Source organism: Arthrobacter sp. NQ7, from assembly GCF_029581595.2.
Taxonomy (GTDB): Bacteria; Actinomycetota; Actinomycetes; order Actinomycetales; family Micrococcaceae; genus Arthrobacter; species Arthrobacter phenanthrenivorans_B.
Genome location: NZ_JARFXU020000002.1, coordinates 1 through 23,393 on the forward strand (window position 1 = coordinate 1; position 23,393 = coordinate 23,393).

At 67.4% G+C, this 23,393-nt stretch carries 26 protein-coding genes and 1 riboswitch; of the genes, 7 read left to right on the forward strand and 19 right to left on the reverse strand.

What is annotated here, in order from left to right; all coding sequences use genetic code 11:
* From PUN71_RS02835 to PUN71_RS02860, 6 genes are all read left to right on the forward strand, one after another.
* Window positions 1-253: hypothetical protein (locus tag PUN71_RS02835; RefSeq protein WP_277797294.1), on the forward strand; the 253-nt coding region annotated here is incomplete at its 5' end.
* Between the two features lie 171 nt (window positions 254-424).
* Window positions 425-1,669: a PucR family transcriptional regulator gene (locus PUN71_RS02840; RefSeq protein ID WP_277797295.1), complete on the forward strand. Its 1,245-nt coding sequence runs from the start codon at window positions 425-427 to the stop codon at window positions 1,667-1,669.
* Between the two features lie 88 nt (window positions 1,670-1,757).
* On the forward strand, window positions 1,758-2,687 hold the full coding sequence (locus tag PUN71_RS02845; protein WP_205622261.1) for an ACP S-malonyltransferase: 930 nt from the start codon (window positions 1,758-1,760) through the stop codon (window positions 2,685-2,687).
* Window positions 2,684-3,745 (forward strand): beta-ketoacyl-ACP synthase III, encoded by a 1,062-nt coding sequence (locus PUN71_RS02850; protein ID WP_043453156.1) that lies wholly within the window; start codon window positions 2,684-2,686, stop codon window positions 3,743-3,745. The genes PUN71_RS02845 and PUN71_RS02850 overlap by 4 nt, the downstream gene beginning before the upstream one ends.
* Window positions 3,746-3,822: 77 nt before the next feature.
* Complete coding sequence (locus tag PUN71_RS02855) at window positions 3,823-4,068, forward strand: acyl carrier protein (protein ID WP_009359314.1); 246 nt, start codon at window positions 3,823-3,825, stop codon at window positions 4,066-4,068.
* 174 nt (window positions 4,069-4,242) lie between these two features.
* Window positions 4,243-5,478 carry a beta-ketoacyl-[acyl-carrier-protein] synthase family protein gene (locus PUN71_RS02860; RefSeq protein WP_043453158.1) on the forward strand — a complete coding sequence of 412 codons (1,236 nt, stop codon included), beginning with the start codon at window positions 4,243-4,245 and terminating at the stop codon, window positions 5,476-5,478.
* Window positions 5,479-5,616: 138 nt separating this feature from the next.
* Here the strand turns inward: PUN71_RS02860 and PUN71_RS02865 are convergent, their stop codons facing one another.
* From PUN71_RS02865 to PUN71_RS02945, 17 genes are all read right to left on the reverse strand, one after another.
* Entirely contained in the window at window positions 5,617-6,120 is a 504-nt protein-coding gene (locus tag PUN71_RS02865; RefSeq protein WP_110540930.1) for a DUF3145 domain-containing protein, read from the reverse strand.
* A gap of 240 nt (window positions 6,121-6,360) precedes the next feature.
* Window positions 6,361-7,287, reverse strand: coding sequence for a tyrosine recombinase XerC (locus PUN71_RS02870; protein WP_277797296.1), 927 nt, complete (start codon window positions 7,285-7,287; stop codon window positions 6,361-6,363).
* A 46-nt stretch (window positions 7,288-7,333) separates the two neighbouring features.
* Complete coding sequence (dprA, locus tag PUN71_RS02875; RefSeq protein WP_277797516.1) at window positions 7,334-8,509, reverse strand: DNA-processing protein DprA; 1,176 nt, start codon at window positions 8,507-8,509, stop codon at window positions 7,334-7,336.
* Between the two features lie 53 nt (window positions 8,510-8,562).
* Complete coding sequence (locus PUN71_RS02880) at window positions 8,563-10,107, reverse strand: YifB family Mg chelatase-like AAA ATPase (RefSeq protein WP_277797297.1); 1,545 nt, start codon at window positions 10,105-10,107, stop codon at window positions 8,563-8,565.
* Entirely contained in the window at window positions 10,107-10,463 is a 357-nt protein-coding gene (locus PUN71_RS02885) for a YraN family protein (RefSeq protein ID WP_043453164.1), read from the reverse strand. Before PUN71_RS02885 ends, PUN71_RS02880 begins: the two co-directional genes overlap by 1 nt.
* A gap of 101 nt (window positions 10,464-10,564) precedes the next feature.
* Window positions 10,565-10,891 carry a DUF2469 domain-containing protein gene (locus tag PUN71_RS02890; RefSeq protein WP_043453166.1) on the reverse strand — a complete coding sequence of 109 codons (327 nt, stop codon included), beginning with the start codon at window positions 10,889-10,891 and terminating at the stop codon, window positions 10,565-10,567.
* A gap of 48 nt (window positions 10,892-10,939) precedes the next feature.
* Entirely contained in the window at window positions 10,940-11,725 is a 786-nt protein-coding gene (gene rnhB, locus PUN71_RS02895; RefSeq protein WP_277797298.1) for a ribonuclease HII, read from the reverse strand.
* A 2-nt stretch (window positions 11,726-11,727) separates the two neighbouring features.
* Window positions 11,728-12,552: a signal peptidase I gene (gene lepB / locus PUN71_RS02900; protein WP_277797299.1), complete on the reverse strand. Its 825-nt coding sequence runs from the start codon at window positions 12,550-12,552 to the stop codon at window positions 11,728-11,730.
* Entirely contained in the window at window positions 12,553-13,230 is a 678-nt protein-coding gene (lepB, locus tag PUN71_RS02905) for a signal peptidase I (RefSeq protein ID WP_277797300.1), read from the reverse strand.
* A gap of 83 nt (window positions 13,231-13,313) precedes the next feature.
* Window positions 13,314-13,673, reverse strand: a complete 360-nt coding sequence (rplS, locus tag PUN71_RS02910) for a 50S ribosomal protein L19 (RefSeq protein WP_018768283.1) — start codon at window positions 13,671-13,673, stop codon at window positions 13,314-13,316.
* Window positions 13,674-13,908: 235 nt separating this feature from the next.
* Window positions 13,909-14,721 carry a tRNA (guanosine(37)-N1)-methyltransferase TrmD gene (trmD, locus tag PUN71_RS02915; RefSeq protein ID WP_043453172.1) on the reverse strand — a complete coding sequence of 271 codons (813 nt, stop codon included), beginning with the start codon at window positions 14,719-14,721 and terminating at the stop codon, window positions 13,909-13,911.
* Window positions 14,722-15,267, reverse strand: coding sequence for a ribosome maturation factor RimM (rimM, locus tag PUN71_RS02920; protein WP_156133882.1), 546 nt, complete (start codon window positions 15,265-15,267; stop codon window positions 14,722-14,724). It abuts the gene before it with no gap.
* A 114-nt stretch (window positions 15,268-15,381) separates the two neighbouring features.
* Window positions 15,382-15,624, reverse strand: coding sequence for an RNA-binding protein (locus PUN71_RS02925; protein WP_013601399.1), 243 nt, complete (start codon window positions 15,622-15,624; stop codon window positions 15,382-15,384).
* Window position 15,625: 1 nt separating this feature from the next.
* The gene (gene rpsP / locus PUN71_RS02930) at window positions 15,626-16,048 is read right to left on the reverse strand and encodes a 30S ribosomal protein S16 (RefSeq protein ID WP_043453174.1); all 423 of its coding nucleotides are present in this window, start codon (window positions 16,046-16,048) and stop codon (window positions 15,626-15,628) included.
* A gap of 236 nt (window positions 16,049-16,284) precedes the next feature.
* Window positions 16,285-16,740: a hypothetical protein gene (locus tag PUN71_RS02935; RefSeq protein ID WP_277797301.1), complete on the reverse strand. Its 456-nt coding sequence runs from the start codon at window positions 16,738-16,740 to the stop codon at window positions 16,285-16,287.
* Window positions 16,741-16,877: 137 nt separating this feature from the next.
* Window positions 16,878-17,753, reverse strand: coding sequence for a VOC family protein (locus PUN71_RS02940; RefSeq protein ID WP_277797302.1), 876 nt, complete (start codon window positions 17,751-17,753; stop codon window positions 16,878-16,880).
* Window positions 17,754-17,851: 98 nt separating this feature from the next.
* Window positions 17,852-18,934, reverse strand: a complete 1,083-nt coding sequence (locus tag PUN71_RS02945) for an amidohydrolase family protein (protein ID WP_277797303.1) — start codon at window positions 18,932-18,934, stop codon at window positions 17,852-17,854.
* 79 nt (window positions 18,935-19,013) lie between these two features.
* Window positions 19,014-19,121, forward strand: a riboswitch (TPP riboswitch).
* Between PUN71_RS02945 and thiC the strand changes: the two genes are divergently transcribed.
* The gene (thiC, locus tag PUN71_RS02950; RefSeq protein ID WP_277797304.1) at window positions 19,117-20,943 is read left to right on the forward strand and encodes a phosphomethylpyrimidine synthase ThiC; all 1,827 of its coding nucleotides are present in this window, start codon (window positions 19,117-19,119) and stop codon (window positions 20,941-20,943) included. Its footprint overlaps the riboswitch before it by 5 nt.
* Here thiC and PUN71_RS02955 read toward each other — a convergent pair.
* Both PUN71_RS02955 and ffh read right to left on the reverse strand, forming a co-directional pair.
* Complete coding sequence (locus PUN71_RS02955) at window positions 20,940-21,674, reverse strand: alpha/beta hydrolase (RefSeq protein ID WP_277797305.1); 735 nt, start codon at window positions 21,672-21,674, stop codon at window positions 20,940-20,942. The two genes, thiC and PUN71_RS02955, sit on opposite strands and share 4 nt — an antisense overlap.
* 98 nt (window positions 21,675-21,772) lie before the next feature.
* A complete protein-coding gene (ffh, locus tag PUN71_RS02960; RefSeq protein ID WP_043453184.1) occupies window positions 21,773-23,356 on the reverse strand; it encodes a signal recognition particle protein in 1,584 nt (527 codons plus the stop codon).
* Between the last annotated feature and the right edge of the window lie 37 nt (window positions 23,357-23,393).

Consider the following 23,393-nt stretch of genomic DNA (forward strand, 5'->3'; position numbering starts at 1 on the left):
CCCGGACCAAATCCGGCAATTCGTCCCCAACGAATTCGCCACCCTCGGCGCCGACGGCTTCGGCTTCTCCGACACCCGCGCAGCAGCCCGCCGCTACTTCAAGAACGACACCCACTCCATCGTGGTGCGCGCCCTTGAAATGCTGGCGCGCCGCGGCGAAGTGGACGTGGACGCCCCGGTGAAGGCGATTGAGAAGTACAAGCTGCTCAACGTCAACGCCGGCACCACCGGCAACGCGGGCGGCGAGGCTTAGCCACCCCGGCAGCTGCGGACGCCAGCACTGAACGACGGCGGTCCCCTCCACAAGGAGGGGGCCGCCGTCGTTCGTTGCCGGAACGGGGCCGGGACGCTGTGAGCCGCGACAAGCCGGATTGTAGCCTTCGCACAAATGGAGCTTGCGCGGCGGTGGCCGTATGCTCAAAGAATGCCAGCACCAGCCAGCCCGTCCCAGAAGCGGAAACCGGCCCCGCCGAAGGTCACTCCGGAGAAGTCCGAGACCCTCAAGCAGCTTCGCGCCAATGTGGGTCAGCTGTCCACCAGCACCATGCGCAAACTCGAGCAGTCCCTGCCGTGGTACAGCCGGCTGAGTGCGGATGAGCGGTCCGCGCTGGGCATGGTGGCGCAGAACGGCATCGCGGCATTCGTTACGTGGTACGAGCGGCCCAGTTCCCCGTCATGGATCCTTACGGACGTCTTTGGCACAGCGCCCACGGAATTGACCCGCTCGATCAGCCTGCAGAAGGCGTTGCAGCTGATCAGGATCGTGGTGGAAGTGGTGGAGGACCAGGTTCCGGTCATTGCGCCGGAAGCCGACCAGCCCTCCCTGCGTGAAGCGGTCCTGCGCTATTCCAGGGAGGTGGCTTTCGCCGCCGCCGACGTCTACGCGCGGGCCGCGGAGTCCCGCGGTTCCTGGGACACCCGCCTGGAAGCCCTGATCGTGGATGCGATCCTGCGCGGTGAAAACACCGATGCCCTGCGCTCCCGCATCGCAGCGCTTGGCTGGAAGGCCCAGGAGCGCTTCACCGTGATGGTGGGGAATTCGCCGTCCGAACCCAGTGCCAGCTACGTCAGTGAACTGCGGCGGATCGCCGGCCGGTATGCCGAGGACGCGCTCGTGGGGATCCAGGGCGACCGCCTCATCCTGATCCTGGGCGGCGTGCAGGACCGCGAAACCGCCTACGTGAAGCTCAGTGACATGTTCGCCCCCGGACCTGTGGTCTACGGCCCGGAGGCCAGCTCGCTGGTGGAAGCCAGCGGCTCTGCCCAGTCGGCCTTTGCAGGGTTGACCGCCGCACGCGCCTGGCCCTCGGCGCCGCGCCCCGTGGCCGCCGACGACCTGCTGCCGGAACGGGTCATCTCCGGTGACGACGCAGCCCGCCGCTCGTTGGTCAAGAACATTTACCGGCCGCTCCTGGCGGCTTCCAACGGGCTCGTGGAAACCCTGGGAACCTACCTGGAGCTGGGCCATTCCCTGGAGGCCACGGCACGCGAACTCTTCGTCCACGCGAATACGGTGCGCTACCGCCTGAAGCGCGTCTGCGACGTCACGGGCTGGGATCCGCTGCTGCCCAGGGAGGCCTTCGTGCTGCAGGCCGCGCTGGTGGTGGGCCGCCTGTCGGCTCCGCCGAAGGCCGCCACGGAGCGCCAAGTGTCCCGGAACCAGCCCTAAGGCATTGTAGACTTCCTACAACCTGACCCCGTGAGCTTGGTGCGGTGAAACACCGCTGGATCACACAGTAATTTGGAAAGCTGGTTACGTGCTTGCAATAGTCTGCCCTGGACAGGGCTCACAGACCCCGGGTTTTCTGGCCCCCTGGCTGGAACTTCCTTCGGTGGCAGGCCAGCTGGCCGCCTTGAGCGACATCGCAGGCATCGACCTGATCGCCCACGGGACCACCTCCGACGAGGAAACCATCAAGGACACTGCCGTGGCGCAGCCCCTGATCGTCGCCGCCGGCCTGGTGACCGCGGCCTCCCTCTTCGACGTCGAACTCAATTCCCTCCCCGTGATCCTGGCCGGCCATTCCGTCGGTGAAATCACGGCAGCCGCCCTCGCCGGCGTACTGACGGAGCAGGAAGCAATGACCTTTGTCCGCGAACGTGCCAACAGCATGGCCGCTGCGGCTGCGGTCACCCCCACCGGCATGAGCGCCGTTGTTGGCGGCGACCCTGCCGAAGTGCTGGCGGCCATCGAGGCTTCCGGTGCGGCCCCTGCCAATGTCAACGGTGCAGGACAGACCGTGGCGGCCGGGACCTTCGAACAGCTGAAGGCCCTGGCGGACAACCCGCCGGCCAAGGCACGCGTCATCCCGCTGAAGGTGGCAGGCGCGTTCCACACCAGCCACATGGCTCCCGCGGTGGACGCGCTGAAGGCGCTTGAACCGGAGCTGAACCCGCTTGCACCGAAGGTGCCTTTGCTGTCGAATTACGACGGCGGCGAAGTCACCGACGGTGGTGCCGCCGTCGAAAGCCTCATCGCCCAGGTGTCCCGCCCGGTCCGCTGGGACCTGTGCATGGAGACCATGGCCAGCCGGGGCGTGACGGGCTTGATCGAGCTTGCTCCGGCCGGCACGCTGGCCGGCCTCGCCAAGCGCGGCATGCCCGGTGTCAAAACCGTCGCAGTCAAGACACCTGATGACCTGTCCGCCGCACTGGCGCTCTTTGCAGAACTGGAGGGCGACGCATGAGCGTTCCCACGCTGAAGCAGGCTCCCATTCAGGAGAACACCCGCATCCTTGGCCTCGGGGCCTACCGGCCCGACGTCATCGTCACCAATGAGGACGTCTGCCAGTGGATTGACTCCTCGGACGAATGGATCCGCCAGCGGACCGGCATTGTGACCCGCCACCGGGCTCCTGCCGACGTCAGCGTCATTGACATGGCTGAAGGCGCCGCCCGGGAAGCCATGGAGAAAGCGGGGATCGACGGCTCGCAGCTCGGCGCCGTCATTGTCTCCACCGTCACCCACCCGTACGCCACTCCCTCCGCGGCCGCGAGCCTGGCGGACCGCATCGGCGCCACCCCCGCCCCTGCCTTTGACATCTCCGCCGCCTGCGCCGGTTACTGCTACGGAATCGCGCAGGCCGACGCACTGGTCCGCTCCGGCACCGCAAAGTACGTCCTGGTGGTTGGCGCCGAGAAACTCTCCGACGTCATCGACAACCGGGAACGAACCATCTCCTTCCTGCTCGGCGACGGTGCCGGCGCCGTGGTCATCGGTCCTTCCGACACCCCCGGTATCGCTCCCTCCGTGTGGGGCTCGGACGGCAGCAAGTGGGACGCCATCGGCATGACCCGGTCCCTCCTTGACGTCCGCGACCTGGGCCTGGCGGCACGCCAGTCCGACTCCACCGGCGACCTCGCACTCCTGGAAGAAGCCCAGGAGCTGTATCCCACGCTGCGACAGGATGGCCAGACGGTGTTCCGCTGGGCCGTGTGGGAAATGGCCAAGGTGGCCCAGCAGGCACTCGACGCCGCCGGCATCGAGGCTGAGGACCTGGTTGCCTTCATCCCGCACCAGGCCAACATGCGCATCATCGATGAAATGGTTAAGAAGCTGAAGCTGCCCGAGACGGTTACAGTGGCACGGGACATTGCCGACGCCGGCAACACCTCCGCTGCATCCATCCCGCTGGCAACGCACCGTCTCCTGCAGGAGAACCCGGAACTGAGCGGCGGGCTGGCCCTGCAGATCGGGTTCGGCGCCGGGCTGGTCTTCGGCGCACAGGTAATTGTCCTTCCCTAGATACGACCAAGGGCCGCAACCGCGGCCCGGACCGTTTCCGGCAGCCCCTGCCGGCAATACAAGAAAAGGAGCCACCAATGGCTAGCAACGAAGAGATCCTGGCCGGCTTGGCTGAAATCGTCAACGAAGAGACCGGCCTGGCCCCCGAGGCTGTCGAGCTGGACAAGTCCTTCACTGAGGACCTGGACATCGACTCCATCTCCATGATGACCATCGTGGTCAACGCCGAGGAAAAGTTCGGCGTGCGCATCCCGGACGAAGAGGTCAAGAACCTCAAGACCGTTGGCGACGCCGTCAGCTTCATCGCCGGAGCACAGGCCTAGTCACAGGTCTCTGCCGTCTCACGGCTTGGCAGGGCTGCCGGTCCGGACTGACCGGACTGGCAGCCCGCCGCATTTATCCGGCACAGTACCCGGACCGGGACTGGCCGATCATCAACATGTGCGGGACCCTGCGACAGGCGCAGGCGGATTCCCCACCGACGAAAGAGTGATCCCATGACACGCAAAGTAGTCATTACCGGTCTGGGTGCCACCACGCCCATCGGCGGCGATGTACCCACCATGTGGAACAACGCCCTTAAGGGGGTCTCCGGTGCCCGCACCCTGGAGGACGACTGGGTCGCCAAGTACGAACTCCCCGTCCACTTCGCCGCCCGGTGCAGCACCCCTGCCCTGGACGTGCTGTCCCGCGTTGAAGCCAAGCGGATGGACCCCTCGACCCAGTTCGGCGTCATCGCTGCCCGCGAGGCCTGGGCTGACTCCGGCATCACCGAGTTCGACCAGGACCGCCTGGCCGTTGCATTCGCCACCGGCATTGGCGGGGTTTGGACGCTGCTGGATGCCTGGGACACGCTGAAGGAAAAGGGTCCGCGCCGCGTCCTGCCCATGACCGTTCCCATGCTGATGCCCAACGGCGTTGCTGCCGCCGTCAGCCTGGACCTGGGTGCCCGGGCCGGTGCCCACACCCCCGTGTCAGCCTGCGCCTCCGGCACCGAAGCCATGCACCTTGGCCTGGAGCTCATCCGCTCCGGCAAGGCTGACGTGGTCATGTGCGGCGGTGCGGAAGCCGCCATCCACCCCATGCCGCTGGCAGCGTTTGCCTCCATGCAGGCCCTGTCCCGCCGCAACGACGATCCCCAGGGCGCCTCCCGCCCGTACGACACCGGCCGCGACGGCTTCGTCATGGGCGAAGGCGCCGGCGCCCTGGTCCTGGAGGCCGAGGAGCACGCCCTGGCCCGTGGAGCACGGATCTACGCCGAACTGGCCGGAACGTCCGTAACCGCGGACGCCTACCACATCACCGCCCCGGACCCCGAAGGGCTTGGCGCCACCCGCGCGCTCAAGGCTGCCATGTTCGATGGCCGCATTCAGGCAGAGGACGTGGTGCACGTCAACGCCCACGCCACGTCCACCCCCGTGGGCGACAAGCCGGAGTACACGGCCCTGCGCGCGGCACTGGGTACCCACGTGGACAACGTGGCTGTCTCCGCCACCAAGTCCCAGATGGGCCACCTCCTGGGCGCCTCGGGCGCGGTTGAGGCCGTCCTGACCGTTCTTGCCGTCCACGAACGCAAGGCGCCGGTCACCATCAACCTCGAAAACCAGGACCCGGAGATCCCGCTCGACGTGGTCACCTCCGCCCGCGACCTTCCTGCAGGGAACATCGTGGCACTGAGCAACTCCTTCGGTTTCGGCGGCCACAACGCCGTCGTGGCCATCCGCAGCATCTAGCCCGCCAGGGAAGACGCCCGGACACCAAAGGAGGCCCCGCCGGCTTGGCGGGGCCTCCTTTGTGCTATGGAGGGGTTCAGTGGACTGCCGCGCCGGAGAACGTCGGCGGCCGGCCAGGGGTGGAACGGACGACGGCGGTCAGCCCACCTGGTGCAGCCAGCGCACCGGGGCGCCCTCGGCAGCGTGGCGGAACGGTTCAAGTTCCTCGTCCCAGGCTTCGCCCAACGCGAGGGAAAGTTCGTGGTACACGGCAGCGGGGTCGCCTGCGCCCGACTCATAGGCATACCGGATCCGGTCCTCGGAGACCATGATGTTGCCATGAACGTCAGTAACGGCATGGAAGATACCCAGCTCAGGGGTGTGCGACCAGCGGCCGCCGTCAACGCCGTGGCTCGGCTCCTCCGTTACTTCATAACGGAGGTGCGCCCAACCGCGAAGGCAGGACGCCAGTTTTGATCCCGTGCCGGGGGTTCCGGTCCAGGACAACTCCGCCCGGAACATTCCGGGCGCCGCAGGCTGCGGGGTCCACTCAAGGTCCGTCCGCTTGTCCACCACGGCACCAACCGCCCACTCAACGTGGGGGCACAGCGCCGTAGGGGCCGAGTGAACGAACAGTACACCGCGGGTCATTGCAACAGACATTCCATCCTCCATAGCTCTAGGTACGTCTTCCCCAACGACCTCTGCCTGGATGGAACTGCCGTGCCCTGCACTGCGGCGGTGTTTCCCTGCCTGTATTTAGATGTATCAAATGTAGCTGTGTCCGGACTTGCACTGCCGCCGAAAGCTCCGGGGAGCTTCAAGCGGCACTTGAAAGTTGCCGGACGTGACTCTTATTGTGCCGTACCCCGTGGAATTACGCCAGTGCGATTAGCCACACCATCAGGCCCTTGGATGGGCCTGCTGGTAACTCCTGCGCAGCCGGTCGACCGAGACGTGGGTGTAGATCTGGGTGGTGGCGAGGCTGCTGTGGCCAAGGATCTCCTGCACGGCACGAAGGTCTGCTCCGCCGTCGAGCAGATGCGTGGCCGCCGAATGCCGCAGGGCGTGCGGGCCGGAGGCGGACGTATCGCCCAGTGCCTCGAACAGGACGTTGACCAGGGCGCGGACCTGGCGCTGGTCCACCCGCTTGCCCCGTGCGCCCAGGAAAAGGGCGGGCCCGCTGGAGTCTTTCGCCAGCGCCGGACGGCCACGCCGGAGCCAGTCGTCAATGGCTACCGCGGCAGGAACGCCAAACGGGACCGTGCGTTCCTTGTTGCCCTTGCCGATGACCCGCAGCGTGCGGCGGTCCGGGTCGAGGTCGTCGATGTCGAGCCCGGCGAGTTCACCCACCCGGACGCCCGTGGCGTAGAGGAGCTCCACGATGGCCCGGTTCCGCACGGCCAGTGGCTCGCCCGCAGCAGCCGCGGCGTCCAGTCCGTCCAGCAGGCGCGTCAGCTGGGATGCCTGCAGGACGACGGGCAGGGATCCCTCCCGTTTGGGCGCCTTCAGGCGCAGGGCAGGGTCCACGTCCATCAGGTCCTCCCGGAGCGCCCAGGCGGTGAATGCCCGTGCCGTGGCGGACCGGCGTGCCAACGTGGCCCGCGAGGCGCCGGCGGTACTTTGGCTGCCGAGCCAGCGGCGGAAGTGGCCGAGCTCAAGGTCTTTCAGCCCTGCGACGCCGTCCGATGCTGCATGGGCCAGGAGGCTGCGCAGGTCGCCCAGGTAGGCGCGCCTGGTGTGCGCGGACACTGCGCGTTCCCCCGACAGGTAGCCGGCGAATGCGTCCAGCGCCTTGCCGAGTTCCGCGGGCAGTTCTCCATCTTCCACTCCTCTACTTTCCCAGTTGCGGCGCCTCCAGCCATGGGCGACACGGTCATGCCTTGCCGCGTTTCCACCCACCCCGTTCCGACACCGCCAGGCCCAGCAGCCCCAGCCTGCCCAGGCCCGCCCGCACCGACTCCAGCCCCAGCCCCGCTACGGCCGACAGCTTTTCCACCGACGTGGTGGAGCGAAGCGGCAGGGCATCCAGCAGGATCAGGTCCTCAAGCGTCAGCCCATCCTGCACCGCCGCCTCTCCCGTCCTGTGATCGGGCAGGGACGTTCCGCTGGGCGAGGCGAGCTCGGCAACTTCCGCGGCGTCAGTCACGCAGACTGCTCCCCCGTCGCGGAGAAGCCGGTGGCAGCCCGCGGAGTTGGCACTGTGGACTGAACCCGGAACGGCACCGACGGCACGGCCCAGGGTTTCTGCGTGGTGCGCCGTATTCAAGGCCCCCGAGCGCCACCGGGCCTCCACGACAACGGTGACCGACGAGAGGGCCGCGATGAGGCGGTTCCGTTGGAGGAAGCGGTACCGCGTGGGCGCCGATCCTGGCGGCACCTCCGCCAGAACCGCTCCCTGATTGGCCACGGCGCGCAGGAGGTCATCGTTTCCTGACGGGTAGAAGCGGTCCACTCCCCCGGCCATCACGGCAATCGTGGGTACTGCGGAGGTGCCGCCGGCGAGGGCGGCACGGTGGGCGTGGGCGTCGATTCCGTAGGCTCCGCCGGAGACAATTGTGAAGCCGCGCTGCCCCAGCGAATACGCGAGGTCGCCCGTGACCGCCGCCCCATAGCTGGTGCTGTCCCGGGATCCCACCAGGGCGATACACCTGTCGGCCCCCGGCAGTGGCTGCGCCTGGCCCCGCCACCACAGACAGATGGGTTCCTGGATTCCGAGGTCGGCCAGCTGGGCCGGCCACAGTTCATCGGAGGGAATGATGAGCCGCCCGCCAATGCGGGCCATGGTGGCCAGATCCCGTTCAGGTGCCAGGTCGGGGATCCTCGGCTGCCAACGCTTCAATGCCGCGGCAAGCCCCGCCCAGCTGCCGGTTCCGTTCTCGGCCAGCATGGAAGTGATCCGGTGCTCCAGCCCCGGCCCCGCTGCCATCCCGCCCGTGGCGATGCGTAGCGCGTCCGTTGCCCCCACAATCTGCACCAGGGCCAGGCCGGCGGCATCCTGCGGTTCCATCAGCCGGGAAAGCGCGGCCCGCGCCAACCGTTCCTGGTCCATGCCCGGTTCCTTCCACCGCGGATCCTTCAGTTCGCTCATGGCTGCCATCCTTTTCATGCCGCGGCAGCGGCGGCCTGTCGCAGGCCGAGTGCCTGGCCGATGTCGTTGGAGTCGGGCGCTTCCCGGTGCCCAAGGTCTGCCAGCGTCCATGCCAGCCGCAGGACGCGGTCGTAGCCCCGCGCGGTCAACACACCGCGCTCCAGGGACTGGTCAAGGATTCGGGTGGCGGCCGGGGGCAGCCGCAGTTCGCCGCGCAGGATGCGGCCCGGCACCTGCGAATTGGTTTCCAGGCCAAAGCAGCCGAGCCGTTCGGCCTGGCGGGCCCGGGCATCACGCACCCTGGCCGCCACCGAAGCGGTGTCCTCCTCCGCTCTGGCCTGACCGAACTCCGCCAGCGACACCCGCTCCACCTGCAGCTGGATATCCACCCGGTCCAGCAGCGGACCGGACATCCTGGCGAGGTAGCGGCGGCGCATCATGGGCGTACACGTGCACTCAAGCCCCTTGCCCGAGGCCTTCCCGCAGGGGCAGGGGTTGGCGGCGAGCACCAGCTGGAACCTCGCCGGGTAGGCTGCCGTTCCGGCAGACCGGTGGATCACCAGCTCCCCGCTCTCGAGCGGCTGCCGCAGGGCGTCCAGCACCCGGCGTTCGTATTCCGGCGCCTCGTCGAGGAACAGCACGCCCCGATGGGCCCGGGAGGCGGCACCAGGCCGGGGCAGCCCCGATCCGCCGCCGATGATGGCCGCTGCGGTGGCTGAGTGGTGGGGATTCTCAAACGGTGGGCGCCGCAGCAGCTGGACCGTGGATGACGGCAGGCCGCACAGCGAGTGGATGGCGGTGACCTCCATGGATTCGTGGTCGCCGAGGTCGGGCAGGAGGCCGGGAAGGCGCTCGGCCAACATGGTCTTGCCGGCACCTGGAGGCCCGGTGAGCAGCACATGGTGGGCTCCGGCGGCGGCCACCTCAAGCGCCCGGCGTGCGTCGCCCTGCCCGGAGACATCCGCCATATCCGGGCACGGTCCCACCGCCGCAGGGCCGTCACCGGCATCGTCCGGGTCGTCCGGTTCGAAGTCGAGGGCAAGCTCCTGCGGATCGGCGCCGCAGTCGAGTGCCAGCCGGGCCAGCGTGCGGTAGCCGCGGACCCTGGCCCCGGGGACGAGGGAGGCCTCGGCAAGGTTGGCCTGGGCCACCACGATGTCCGGGTAGCCGGCCTGCACTGCTGCCATGACCGCGGGCAGGACGCCGCGGACCGGCCGTAACCGGCCGTCCAGCCCGAGCTCGGCGATGAAAACGGTGCGTCCGGTAGGTTTGATGTCGTTCGCGGCCCTGAGCACCGCCATGGTGACGGCCAGGTCGAACCCCGAGCCACGTTTGGGCAGCGAGGCGGGGATGAGGTTTGCGGTGATCTTCCTGCGGCTGAGGGGGATCCCGGAGTTCTTTGCGGCCGAGCGGATGCGCTCCTTGGCTTCGTTGAGGGCTGCATCGGGCAGCCCCAGGATGACGAAGGCCGGCAGCGTCTGGCCGATGTCCGCCTCGACCTCCACCATGTATCCGTTGAGCCCCACCAGGGCGACGGAGTAGGTCCGGCCGAGCACCATCACCCCACCCCCTTGAGGTGTTCCACCACGGGTTCCCCGCCGCCGTCGTCAACGACAGCAATGACGTCCACGCGGCGCAGCGGCATGCGCAGCTCCCGGTCACGGCACCACGCCGCGCCCAGGCGGTGCAGCCGCGCCAGCTTTTCCGGGCCCACGGCTTCGAAGGGATGGCCGTAGTCCAGGGTGCGCCGGGTCTTGACTTCGGCGATGACCAGCGTGTCGCCGTCGAGTGCAACGATGTCGATCTCGCCCTCAGCGCACCTCCAGTTGCGCTCCACCACCAGCATGCCCAGCGTCTCAAGATGGCCGGCCGCAAGGTCTTCGCCGTGCCGGCCCAGCAGGTCTTTCGATTTCATGTCTACCTCCGCAACCAGCCTGCGGGCCGGTGGCCGCGGACGACAGTAGGCCCCTGCCGTATGTGGACAGGGGCCTCTGTGGAGGGTAAGTGGAGAAGGTCCTAGTTGCCCAGGTCCACGTCCTTGGGCAGCGCCAGTTCCTCGCTGCGGGGCAGTTCCTCGACGTTGACGTCCTTGAAGGTCAGGACCCTGACGCTCTTGACGAACCGCGCCGAGCGGTAGACGTCCCATACCCAGGCGTCCTGGAGGGTCAGGTCGAAGTAGACTTCGCCGTCAGCGCTGCGGGCCTGGAGGTCCACATGGTTGGCGAGGTAGAAGCGCCGCTCGGTCTCGACGACGAAGCTGAAGAGGCCGACGACGTCGCGGTACTCACGATAGAGCTGAAGCTCCATGTCGGTTTCATAGTTCTCAAGATCTTCAGCACTCATGCTTCCATCTTGCACCATGTCCGGCACGGCTGCCGCCGCGGGACGGGGTCAGTCGTCGAACGGTTCATCCCCGTCGGGCACCTCGACACCCTGCAGTTCCCCGCCCAGCAGCCGCCAGCTGACCCGGTGGTAGGGCGTGGGCCCGGCGGCACGCAGGACGTCGCGGTGCGTCCGGGTGGCATACCCCTTGTTGACGTCCCAGCCGTAATCCGGGTACTCGGTGTGCAGGCTGCGCATGATGCGGTCCCGTTCCACCTTGGCAATGACGCTCGCGGCCGCCACGCTGAGGCACTGCATGTCCGCCTTTACCTTGGTGTGGACGGGCGCGTTACAGGAGGCCTCGACCACGGGCTGGTCGAACAGGGAGGGCTGTTCCGCCGGGGAAAGCCAGTTGTGGCTCCCATCCAGCAGCACGGCGTCCGGAACGACGCCGGCGCCGAGGATGCTGAGCCAGGCACGGGTTCCGGCGAGCCGCAGGGCGGCGATGATGCCGAGAGAATCGATCTCGACGGCGGTTGCGTGCCCCACAGCCGAGGCCACGCTCCAGCGCCGTACCAGGGGATCCAGCCGTTCGCGTTCCGCGGGGCTGAGGAGTTTGCTGTCCCGCACGCCGGCCAACGGCTTTTGGCGTTCCACGTCCACCACGGCAATGCCCACGCTGACGGGTCCGGCAAGGGCGCCGCGGCCCACCTCGTCCACTCCGGCCAGCAACCGGATGCCCTGGGCCTTGAACGTGCGCTCATGCCGCAGGGTGGGAGCCTTGCCGCCACGGGCGGCTGGCTTGGTACCGGAACGTGACGTGGCCGCCGGCGGGGCCTGCACCGCGGAGGACATGGTCAGCGCGCCGCCGGGACGTTCTTGAAGACATCCGGATAGTTGTCCAGTGTCTTGATCCGGTTCAGCGGCCAGGCGATGACGGCGGCCTTGCCTTCCAGGTCCTTCAGGTCGATGAATCCGCCGTCGGTCTCCATGTGGGCACGGGAATCGGCTGAGTGGTTGCGGTTGTCGCCCATCACCCACACCTTGCCTTCCGGGACGGTGACGTCGAAGTTGCGGACCTGCGGGACCTCGGCGGGATTGATGTAGGTCTCGTCGATGGCGGTTCCGTTGATGGTCAGTTTACCGCCGGCGTCGCAGCACACCACGTGGTCGCCGGGGAGCCCGATGACACGCTTGACGAGGTGCTGGTCCGTGTTGTCCGGCAGGAGTCCGACGAAAGTCAGGCCGTCCTGGACCCAGGTGAACGGGCCCTGTTCCTTGGCCGGGGCGGGCGGCAGCCAGCCCTTGGTGTCGCGGAATACCACCACGTCGCCCCGGCTGAGTGCGAAGGGCTCCGGCACCAGGAGGTTGACGAAGATCCGGTCATCGACGTCCAGGGTGTTCACCATGGACTCCGAGGGGATGAAGAAGGCCCGGAACAGGAAGGTCTTGATCAGGAAGGACAGCACCACCGCGATCACCACGACGGTGGCGATTTCCTTCAGCCATCCCAGCAGCGGGTTGCCGCTGGACTTTGCGGCGGCTTTCGACGCCGGCCGGTTGCGCCGGTGGACGGTGCCGGCTGTTTCACCGGCGTCAGGGGTCCCGGAGGCTGGAACGGCCGGTGTCTCTGCGGGGCCGTCGTGGCGCGGGTCGGGGTTCCGCGCTTGGTTCTCGGGCATTTACCGTCCGTTCTGTGTTGTGGGCACCGCTGCGGGCGGCCGTGCTACTGGAGCAAATCTATCAAGGGGCCAAAGGATCCGGACCGGCCGGCCGATCACCCGGTCCACCGGGACCAGGCCGCCGCCGGGGGCACCCAGCAGGCTGCGCGAATCGGCGGACACGGAGCGGTGGTCCCCCATCAGCCAGAGCCTGCCCTGCGGGACCACCACGCTGAACTTTTGGGTGCTCGGGGCGTCCCCGGGGAAGATGTAGGGCTCGTCCAGGGCGGCTCCATTGACGGTGACGTGCCCGCCGGCATCGCAGCAGGCCACGGCGTCACCGGGGAGGCCTATGACGCGCTTGACGTAGGTGGTGTCACTGCCTGTGAGCCCGACCCATTGCAGGGCCGAAGCGGCGGCGTCCACCACAGGGCCCTTGCCGCTGTTGAGGGGCGCAAAGCTGCCGCGGCCGTCAAAGACAACCACGTCGCCGTGCCTGATCGGTTCGCCCTGGAAATCGGTGCGGGACACCAGGATGCGGTCCCCGCCCTGCAGGAGCGGTTCCATGGAATCGGACGGGATGAAGTAGACATCCAGCCAGAGGGACCGGACCAGTCCGCTGATGGTGGCCGCGAGGAGCAGGGCCACCACAACAAAACGCCAGCCCTTTTTGCGGGGCTGGCGTTTTGTCTGGTGCATGGTCCGTATCCTGGCGCTGGTGCATTGCTCCGGCGTTTGCCGGCTACGGCCGGGCTCCTGCCTGGCAGCAAGTCCGGGAGGACTTACTTGGCGGAGCTGAAGTCGCGCTTTTCCTTGATCTTGGCGGCCTTGCCACGCAGCGCACGCATGTAGTACAGCTTGGCGCGGCGGACGTCACCCTTGGTGACAACCTCGATCTTTTCGATGATCGGGGAGTGCACCGGGAAGGTACGCTCCACACCGACACCGAAGGAAACCTTGCGGACCGTGAAGGTTTCGCGCACGCCGTCGCCCTGGCGGCCCAGGACGAAGCCCTGGAATACCTGGACACGGGTGTTCTTGCCTTCGATGATGTTCACGTGCACCTTGAGGGTGTCACCCGCGCGGAATTCGGGAACATCGTTGCGCAGCGAGGCTGCATCGACGGAATCGAGAATATGCATGATTGCACTCCTGGTGAACGCCACAGGTCATTCACTTTGGGTCACGGCGGTCAAGTCCGGCTGCTGGTAGGCAGGCCGGGTCTCACCGCCGAAGAAAAAGTGGTCCGGCCTCTTCAAGGATTGACGGGCCGGTTGTCCGGCTGTTGGCCGCGCTACCCCCTGTGGCAGGTGCGGACCCAGCAGACACAAAGCTTAATTTTGCCACAGCGGCAGGGTTACGCCAATTCCGGCGGGATCAGTCCTGTCCACCGGCCGCCGCATCCGGGCGACGCACCAGCCTTCCGTCCACGATGTCGTAGCCCAGGCTGTGCAGTTCGGTGCGGTCGGCACGCGGCAGGCTGCCGGCGTCGAATTCCTCAAGCAGGTCCGGCCGGCGCTGGGCTGTCCGGCGGTATTGTTCGTGGCGCCGCCACTGCGCAATCCGGCCGTGGTTGCCGCTGAGCAGGACAGGGGGCACCTCCCGGTCGCGCCAGACAGAAGGCTTGGTGTAGACGGGGTATTCCAGGAGCCCGTCGGAGTGGGACTCCTCCACGAGGGATTCGGGGTTGCCCACCACGCCGGGAAGCAGCCTGCCGATGGCTTCGACCATGGCCAGGACGGCCACTTCCCCGCCGTTGAGCACGTAGTCACCGAGGCTGACGGGCCGGACAGTGAAGTGCTCCTGCGCCCATTCGATGACCCGCTCGTCAATGCCTTCGTACCGGCCGCAGGCAAAAGCCAGGTGCGGCTCCTCCGCCAGTTCGTACGCGAGGGCCTGGGTAAAACGTTCACCTGCAGGGGATGGGACGATCAACACGGGCCGGCGTGCCGGGTCCGGACGTCCTTCCGCGACGGCGGAGAGTGCCTGCGCCCAGGGTTCGGGCTTCATGACCATCCCGGCGCCGCCGCCGTACGGGGTGTCGTCGACGGAGCGGTGCTTGTCAGTGGTGAAGCTGCGCAGGTCGTGGACGTGAAGGTCCAGGATGCCGTCCTGCCGCGCCTTGCCAATCAGGGAGAGGTCCAGCGGAGCAAGGTACTCGGGAAAGATGCTGACGACGTCGATCCGCATCTAGTCAGTGCCTTCCGTTGCGGAGGGGGCGGCGTCGTCGGCGTTGAGTTCGAACAGGCCGTCCGGCGGGGTCAGGACGATGAAGCCTTCCTCAATGTTGACCTCGGGGACGATTTGCTCAACGAACGGGACGAGGATTTCAGCCCCTTCCGGGGTAGTCACCAGAAGCAGGTCCTGGACGGGCATGGTGTTCAGTGCCGTCACCTTGCCCACCACCCGTGTTCCGACCCGTGCCTCCAGGCCGACGAGTTCGTGTTCGTACCAGCCCTCGTCGTCGTCCCCGTCAAGTTCTTCCGTTTCGATGAACAGCTTGGCGCCGCGGAGGGTTTCGGCCGTGTTGCGGTCCGCCACTTCCTCGAAACCGAGGAGCAGGATGTCCTTGTTCCAGCGCGCGCTGCTTACCGTCAGCGGACCGGACGCCGCGGGCTCGACAAGAAACTCCGTGCCGGGGACGAAGCGGTCCTCCGGAGCGTCGGTCAGCACCTGGACCGTGACTTCCCCGCGAATGCCGTGCGGCTTGCCAATCCGTGCTACCTGAAGCTGCATCTGTTCCTCTGTTTCCGGGTTGTGGTTCTGTTGGAGCTTTTTCTTGGTAAAGCACTCCGGCCCCTCCACCTAGTGGTGGAGGGGCCGGAGCAGGAACTGAATGTTGCCGAGCGCTCAGCGGCGGCGGTCGGTGTCGACGACGTCGACCCTTACCGGTTCGCCGCCGGCCAGCGCCGCCACGACGGTGCGCAAAGCGCGCGCCGTCCGGCCCTGCCGGCCAATCACCCGTCCAAGGTCGTCCTGGTGAACGCGCACCTCGAGGGTGTCCCCGCGGCGGTTGCTCTTTGAACTGACCTTGACGTCATCAGGGGAATCGACGATTCCCCGGACCAGGTGCTCCAGCGCTTCTGCCAGCAACTTACTCAGCCTCGGTGGTCTCAGCTTCGGCGTCGGCCGGGGCCTCGGCAGCGTCAGACTTGGATGCCTTCTTGGTGATGGCTTCCGGGATGATGACCGAGCCCTTCTCCGGGGCAACGAAGGCTTCCTTCTCGACCTTGGTCTTGAGGGTGCCTTCCTGGCCCGGCAGGCCCTTGAACTTCTGCCAGTCACCGGTGATCTTCAGGATCGCGGCAACCTGCTCGGACGGCTGGGCGCCGACGGAGAGCCAGTACTGGGCACGCTCGGAGTTGACCTCGATGAACGAAGGCTCCTCGGTGGGGTGGTACTTGCCGATTTCCTCGATGGCGCGGCCATCACGCTTGGTGCGTGAGTCCGCAACGACGATGCGGTAGTACGGGGCGCGCATCTTGCCGAAGCGCTTAAGGCGAATCTTTACGGCCACTTTTGTGGTCACTCCTGTTTCAGAAAAGGGGTGAACCCGGCTTTCTGCACCCGTGGGGCGGGCCGTACTTGCGGGCTCGAAGGACAGGATCCGGACACGGAGAGAGGGGCCGCGCGGATCGAGTACCTGTCCATTGTGCCAGATGGGCGGCGTTATTTCGAACTTCGAACCGCCGGACCCGCAGCGCTTGAGGCTGCGGGAGTTCCGGACGGTTCCGCAGGACCAGGCGGGAATTGTCAGGCGGACCAGACGTACAGGCCGGTGCGCTCCGAATCGTCGATTCCGGCAGCGAGTTCCGCCAGCTGCTGCACGTAGGTGCGCGCCTGGCCGGCGTCGAACGGCATGTCTTCCTGCCCCGCCCATTGTTCGGCAACATCGTCAAGGACGTTGCCGTCGCCTTCGGTCTCATAGGTCAGCAGGTCCGCGAGGGCGCGCACCATGGCCGGCGGCACCGCCAGGAGGGAATCGCTGGCCACGTCCACCAAGGTCAGCTCATAGTCGGCGCCGCCGGCGTGCACGGCTTTTCCGGCGAGATCGCCGAGCTGCTCCACTTCAAAGTCGCTGATGTCCTGGATGCGGACGGCCTGGCCGGCGGGACCGGCATTTGCGGCCGCAGCGCTGCCTTCATCAAGGATGCCGGCGCGTTTCAGCGCGGCGTCATGGGTGGCGACAAAGATCTCGGTGAAGCCCATGGCGGGTGTCCTTCTTCCGTTGGCGGAACTGCGCGCCGTCCGCTGCCTGCGGTCCGGCCGTACGGGATCAGCCTAGTAGTTGCCGGGCTGCCGGTGCACGCGGGCTGCCGGTCCACGCGGGCGGTCAGGTCCGCCGGTCAGCGGACCGCCACCCGCAGCCTGTTCCGCCACGGATCCTCGAAGCGAAGCTCCGCGCCGGTGTGGTGGGCGGGCACGCCGGCGACCTTGAGCCGGTCAGCCAGCGCTCCGACGTCGTCCCCGGAGGGAACTTCGATGAGCACCTCGCCCAGCCCGAGCGTGTCCTTTCGCGGCCCGGCGCCGCGGCTGTTCCAGACGTTCATGGCCATGTGGTGGTGGTACCGGCCGGCGGAGACGAACAATGCCTGGCCGTGCCAGCCGGCGGTCTTTTCGAAACCCAGGGTTCCGACATAGAAGTCCCGGGCCGTCTGGACGTCGCCCACCTGCAGGTGGACGTGACCCACCCCGGCGGATGTCTGCCGCTGGCCTTCCAGCGACGCCTCGGTGAGGTGCTGCTCAATGTAGCGCTGGGGCGGCAGGGCGAGGCTGTCCATGACTACGTCGGTCCCGTTCCAGGACCAGTTGCTGCGCGGCCGGTCCCAGTAGAGCTCAATGCCGTTGCCTTCGGGATCGCTGAAGTAGAAGGCCTCACTGACCAGGTGGTCGGCGCTGCCGGTGAAGGACCGCGGCTCATACTGGGCCGCGGTGGCGATCGTGGCGGCAAGGGAGGCCTGGTCCTCGAACAGCAAGGCGGTGTGGAACAGGCCGGCCTCTCCCCTGCCGGGAAGGTTCAGCCCAGGGGCCGGCGCCAGGTGGACCAGGGGGCGGCCCAGCCTGCCAAGGTAGAGCCCGCCATCCTGTTCGGCGACCACCTCGAGGCCCAGCGCCCGCTGGTAGTAGTCGGTCATGACCTTCATGTCGCCCACCTTGAGCATCACCGTGCCCATGCCGAGGTCGGCAGGAAGAAGATCCTGGCTGCTGGGTGCTGCGGTCATCTGAAGCTCCTTGGATTGGAAGGCCGCCCGGTTGCCGGCCTGTCACATATTAAAATTACTTGAAGCTTCAATTTATTCCAAGTCCTCTGCCGACGCTCTCAGCGGATGATTCGTCCGCCCAAAACCACGTGCGCGAGTGTCCTGATCGTGTCCGGCACCGCCCGCGGATCGTCCCGGCACACCACCACGTCGGCGCGGGCCCCTTCCGCCAGGCCTTCCGCGCCAAGCCACCTCCGGGCCGCCCAGCAGGCGGCGTCCAGGGCGGCTGCCATCGGGAGGCCTGCGGCATGCAGCGCAAGGATCTCGTCGGCAATCCTGCCGTGCCGGATCACACTGCCCGCGTCGGTTCCGGCAAAGATCCGCACGCCCGCGGCGTGGGCCTGCGCCACCCGCTCGCGGCGGCCCTCCCACAGGGCACGCATGTGGGCCGCGTAGCGGGGGAACTTTGCATCAGCCTGCGCTGCGATGTCCGGAAAGGTGGCGATGTTGATAAGCGTGGGCACGATCGGCACCCCTTGTTCCACGAACCGTGGCAGGTGCCGGGGCAGGAGCCCGGTGGCATGCTCCACACAGTCGATCCCTGCGTCCAGCACCTGGTCCAGGGTGTCCTCGGCGAAACAATGCGCGGTCACCCGGGCGCCTTCGTCGTGGGCTGCACGGACAGCGTCACGGACGACGGCGGCAGGAAAGGACGGAGCCAGGTCACCGGCGTTCCGGTCAATCCAGTCCCCCACGAGTTTGACCCAGCCGTCACCGTCGTGTGCCTGCTTCCGGACCGTCTCCACGAGGCCCTCCGGCTCGACTTCCTCTGCGAAGCCGCGCAGATAGCGGCGGGTCCGGGCCACGTGCCGGCCCGCCCGGATCAGCACCGGGAAGTCCCGGCCGCCCTGCATCCACCGGGTGTCCGCCGGCGAGCCGGCGTCCCGCACCAGCAGGGTTCCGGCGCTGAGGTCGGCGAGCGCCTGGTCGCGGGCCGCAGCGGGCTCCACCGGGCCGCCAGGACCCAGACCGATGTGGCAGTGGGCGTCCACGAACCCGGGCAGGACCCAGCCGTCGAGGACGCGGTCGGGAGGGGCTGCCGGCTGCGTGAACGTCAGTCTCCCGTCCACGGCCCAGAGTCCGTGGCTTACCCGGTCCGGCGCGGTGAGGACGGGCCCGCGAAAGTGAATGATTCCTGCCATCCCGGCTCCTTTCAGTGCCCGGTCAGGCTAGCACCCGCATTTGTGACACGGCTCTTCCGGGTGCCTGTGGTAGCTTCGTTGCTGACCACACGGGTGCCCCTGCAGGGGCTGAGATCGGGCTGAGGCAGCCTGCGACCGTCGAACCTGTCCGGGTAATGCCGGCGAAGGAAGTGAGTATTCCCTTGAGTACGCAAAACACCCAGTTGAACCCTGCCCACCAGCCGTCCACCGGAGAGCCCGGGGACACCACCGCCCGCGGGGTGACCCAATCCCTGGCGTCGCATTCGCTGGCCTTCATCGAAGATGCCGGCGCCGGAATCCGGGTGCCCGTGACGGAGATCGCCCTGGAGCCATCACCCAACGGACAGCCGAACGAACCGTTCCGGACCTACCGGACCGCGGGCCCCGGCAGCGACCCGGTCCGCGGCCTGCAGCCCTTCCGCGCCGAGTGGATCGTGGCGCGCGGGGACACGGAGGCCTACAGCGGCAGGGAGCGCAACCTGCTCGACGACGGCCGCTCGGCCGTGCGGCGCGGCGCTGCGTCCGCGGAGTGGAAGGGCGCGCAGCCGGTGCCCCGCCGCGCCGTCGACGGCCGGACGGTGACGCAGATGCACTATGCCCGGCAGGGGGTCATCACCCAGGAAATGCGCTTCGTGGCGCTGCGGGAAAACTGCGATGTTGAACTCGTCCGCAGCGAATTGGCCGCGGGCCGGGCCATCATTCCCAGCAACATCAACCATCCCGAGTCCGAGCCGATGATCATCGGCAAGGCCTTCCTGGTGAAGATCAACGCGAACATCGGCAACTCCGCGGTGACCAGCTCCATCGCCGAAGAGGTGGACAAGCTGCAGTGGGCCACCCAGTGGGGCGCCGACACCGTCATGGACCTCTCCACCGGTGACGACATCCACACCACCCGGGAATGGATCATCCGCAACTCCCCCGTGCCGATTGGAACGGTGCCGATCTACCAGGCGCTGGAGAAAGTCAACGGCGAGGCCAATGCGCTCACCTGGGAGATCTTCCGGGACACCGTGATCGAACAGTGCGAACAGGGCGTGGACTACATGACCATCCACGCCGGCGTGCTGCTCCGGTATGTTCCGCTGACGGCCAACCGCGTGACGGGAATCGTCTCCCGCGGCGGGTCCATCATGGCCGGCTGGTGCCTGGCCCACCACCAGGAGAACTTCCTGTACACGCACTTCGATGAGCTGTGTGAAATCTTCGCCAAATACGACGTCGCGTTCTCCCTCGGCGACGGCCTGCGCCCCGGCTCCACGGCCGACGCCAACGACGCCGCGCAGTTCGCGGAGCTGGACACCCTGGCGGAACTCACGCAGCGCGCCTGGGAGTACGACGTGCAGGTCATGGTGGAGGGGCCAGGCCACGTGCCGTTCCACCTGGTCCGGGAGAACGTCGAGCGGCAGCAGGAGCTGTGCAAGGGGGCGCCGTTCTACACCCTTGGGCCGCTGGTCACGGACGTTGCCCCCGGCTACGACCACATCACCTCCGCCATCGGTGCGACCGAAATTGCCCGGTACGGCACCGCCATGCTCTGCTATGTCACCCCCAAGGAGCACCTGGGCCTGCCCAACAAGGACGACGTCAAAACCGGCGTGATCACCTACAAGATCGCGGCCCACGCCGCGGACCTCGCCAAGGGCCACCCCGGGGCACATGAACGTGACGACGCCCTGTCCAAGGCGCGGTTCGAATTCCGCTGGCGGGACCAGTTCGCCTTGTCCCTGGACCCGGTCACCGCGGAGTCCTTCCATGACGAGACCCTCCCGGCCGAGCCTGCCAAGACGGCGCACTTCTGTTCAATGTGCGGCCCGAAGTTCTGCTCGATGCGGATCAGCCAGGACATCCGGGACGAATTCGGATCCGCGGAGGCGCAGGCAGCGCTGGCCGGAGCAGCCAGCGGGATGCAGGAAAAGAGCCGGGAATTCCTTGCCGCCGGCGGCAAGATCTACCTGCCGGAGCTTCGCGTTCCCGCGGACAGCTAGGACGCCTGGGCGGGCCGGCTGCGGCTGACCCCGCCGATGAACTGCCGGATGGCCCGGTCGCCGTCCGGCGAGTCATGGGGCCGGTGCCCGCCCGCGGCGACGCGGTGCAGGGCGCCGGTCTCCCGGAGGTAGCCGGCAATTTCCTCATAGAGGGGTTCCCACCCGCCGGTCAGCACCAGGGTGGGGACGCCGGGGACGATATGGAGCGGCGCCTCCCACGAGGGGGCCTGGAGCCGCAGCCTGCGGGCAGAGCGCTTTTCTTCCGTGGTGGCGGGCTGCTGAAGGTCGGTGGCGTACACCCGCCGGACGAACTCGCGCTGGAAGTCTTCGTCGCTGAGCTGGTGCCGGACCTCGAACAGGGGCTGCATGAGGCTGATGTGGGCTGCCGTGGCGGGAAGTTCCGCCGTCAGTGAGAGGCAGGCCGGCTCCACCAGGGTCAGCGAAAACACCAGGTCCGGGCGTTCCACGGCGGCCATCATCGCCGCGATGGCGCCTTGTGCGTGCGCCACCACATGGCCGCCGGCGGCGCCACGGCCGTCATCGGCCAGGGAGCGAAGGATGATCGCGGCATCCTCCGTGAAGGACGATGCCAGGGGCTCGGCCACGGGGTCAAAACCGTGCCGGCGGAGGAAGAGGGCGTCATAGGTCAGTGTCATGCCGTGCTGGCGCGGCCATGCGGCGGCACCAAAGGTTCCGGCGCCGTGCACGAACACTACCCTCTGCTTGAACATGTCCCAACCCTATTCCACGGTACCGACATCCCAAGTAAGCAGCGCCAGGTGTCGTTTTGACCCCTCAAAACGACACCTGGCGCTGCCCAGTTGGGTTGTTACTTGCCCAGGAACTTGTCGAAGCCCTTGGGAAGGTTCAGCTGTGACGGATCGAAGTCGCCGCCCTGCTGGCCGAAGGCTGCACCGGTGGGCAGGGCCTTGGCTGCATTGGCGCGGCGGGCCTCCATCTCCTTGCGTTCCTGCGCAGCCTTGGCCGGGTTGCCCGACTTGGCCTTCTTCTTGGGGGCGTTCTTGGCGTTTTTCCGCGCCCCTCCGCCGGCACCGGGCATCCCCGGCATCCCGGGCATTCCCGGCATGCCGCCCTGGGCCATTTTCTTCATCATCTTCTGGGCCTGGGCGAAGCGTTCCAGGAGGCCGTTGACCTCGGAGACGTGGACGCCGGAACCGCGGGCGATGCGGGCGCGCCGTGAACCGTTGATAATCTTCGGCGCAAGCCGCTCGTGCGGCGTCATGGACCGGACAATGGCTTCCACGCGGTCGATTTCACGCTCGTCGAACTGCTCCAGCTGCTGCCGGATGTTCTGTGCGCCCGGCATCATCATGAGCATCTTCTTCATGGAGCCCATGTTGCGGATCTGCTGCATCTGGGCCAGGAAGTCTTCGAGGGTGAAGTCTTCCTGGTCGGCGAACTTCTTCGCCATCCGGGCGGCTTCGTCTTTGTCCCAGGCCTTTTCGGCCTGTTCGATGAGGGTGAGGATGTCGCCCATGTCCAGGATGCGCGAGGCCATCCGGTCCGGGTGGAACAGCTCGAAGTCGTCCAGGCCTTCGCCGGTGGAGGCAAACATGACGGGCTTGCCGGTGACCGACGCGACGGAGAGCGCGGCACCGCCGCGGGCGTCGCCGTCGAGCTTGGACAGCACGATGCCGGTGAAGTTGACGCCTTCATCGAAGGCGAGCGCCGTGTTGACGGCGTCCTGGCCGATCATGGAGTCGATCACGAACAGGACTTCGTTGGGCACGATGGCACGGCGGATCTGGCGGGCCTGCTCCATCATGTCGGCGTCGACGCCGAGGCGTCCGGCGGTGTCGACGATGACGACGTCGTGCAGCTTCTGGCGGGCTTCCTCGACGCCGGCACGGGCGACGGCGACCGGGTCACCGGCGGGCTGGTCCAGCTCCGTGGAGGTGGCTCCGGGGTGCGGGGCGAAGACCGGCACGTTGGCGCGCTGGCCCACCACCTGGAGCTGCGTGACAGCGTTGGGGCGCTGGAGGTCGCAGGCCACGAGCATGGGGCTGTGGCCCTGGGCCTTCAGCCATTTCGAGAGCTTGCCGGCAAGGGTGGTTTTACCGGCGCCCTGGAGGCCGGCGAGCATGATGACCGTGGGACCGTTCTTTGCCAGCCGGATCCGGCGGGTCTCCCCGCCCAGGATCTCCACGAGTTCCTCGTTGACGATCTTGACGATCTGCTGGCTCGGGTTGAGGGCAGCCGAGACCTCGGCGCCCAGCGCACGTTCGCGGACCCGCCCGGTGAACTCCCGGACCACCGGGACGGCAACGTCCGCGTCCAGGAGGGCACGGCGGATCTCCCGGACGGTGGCATCAACATCGGCCTCCGTGAGGCGGCCCTTGCCGCGGAGATTCTTGAAGGTTGCTGTCAACCGGTCAGAGAGTGAATTGAACACGCGCCGTGAACTTCTTTCAGGAGATGATCGGGACTCG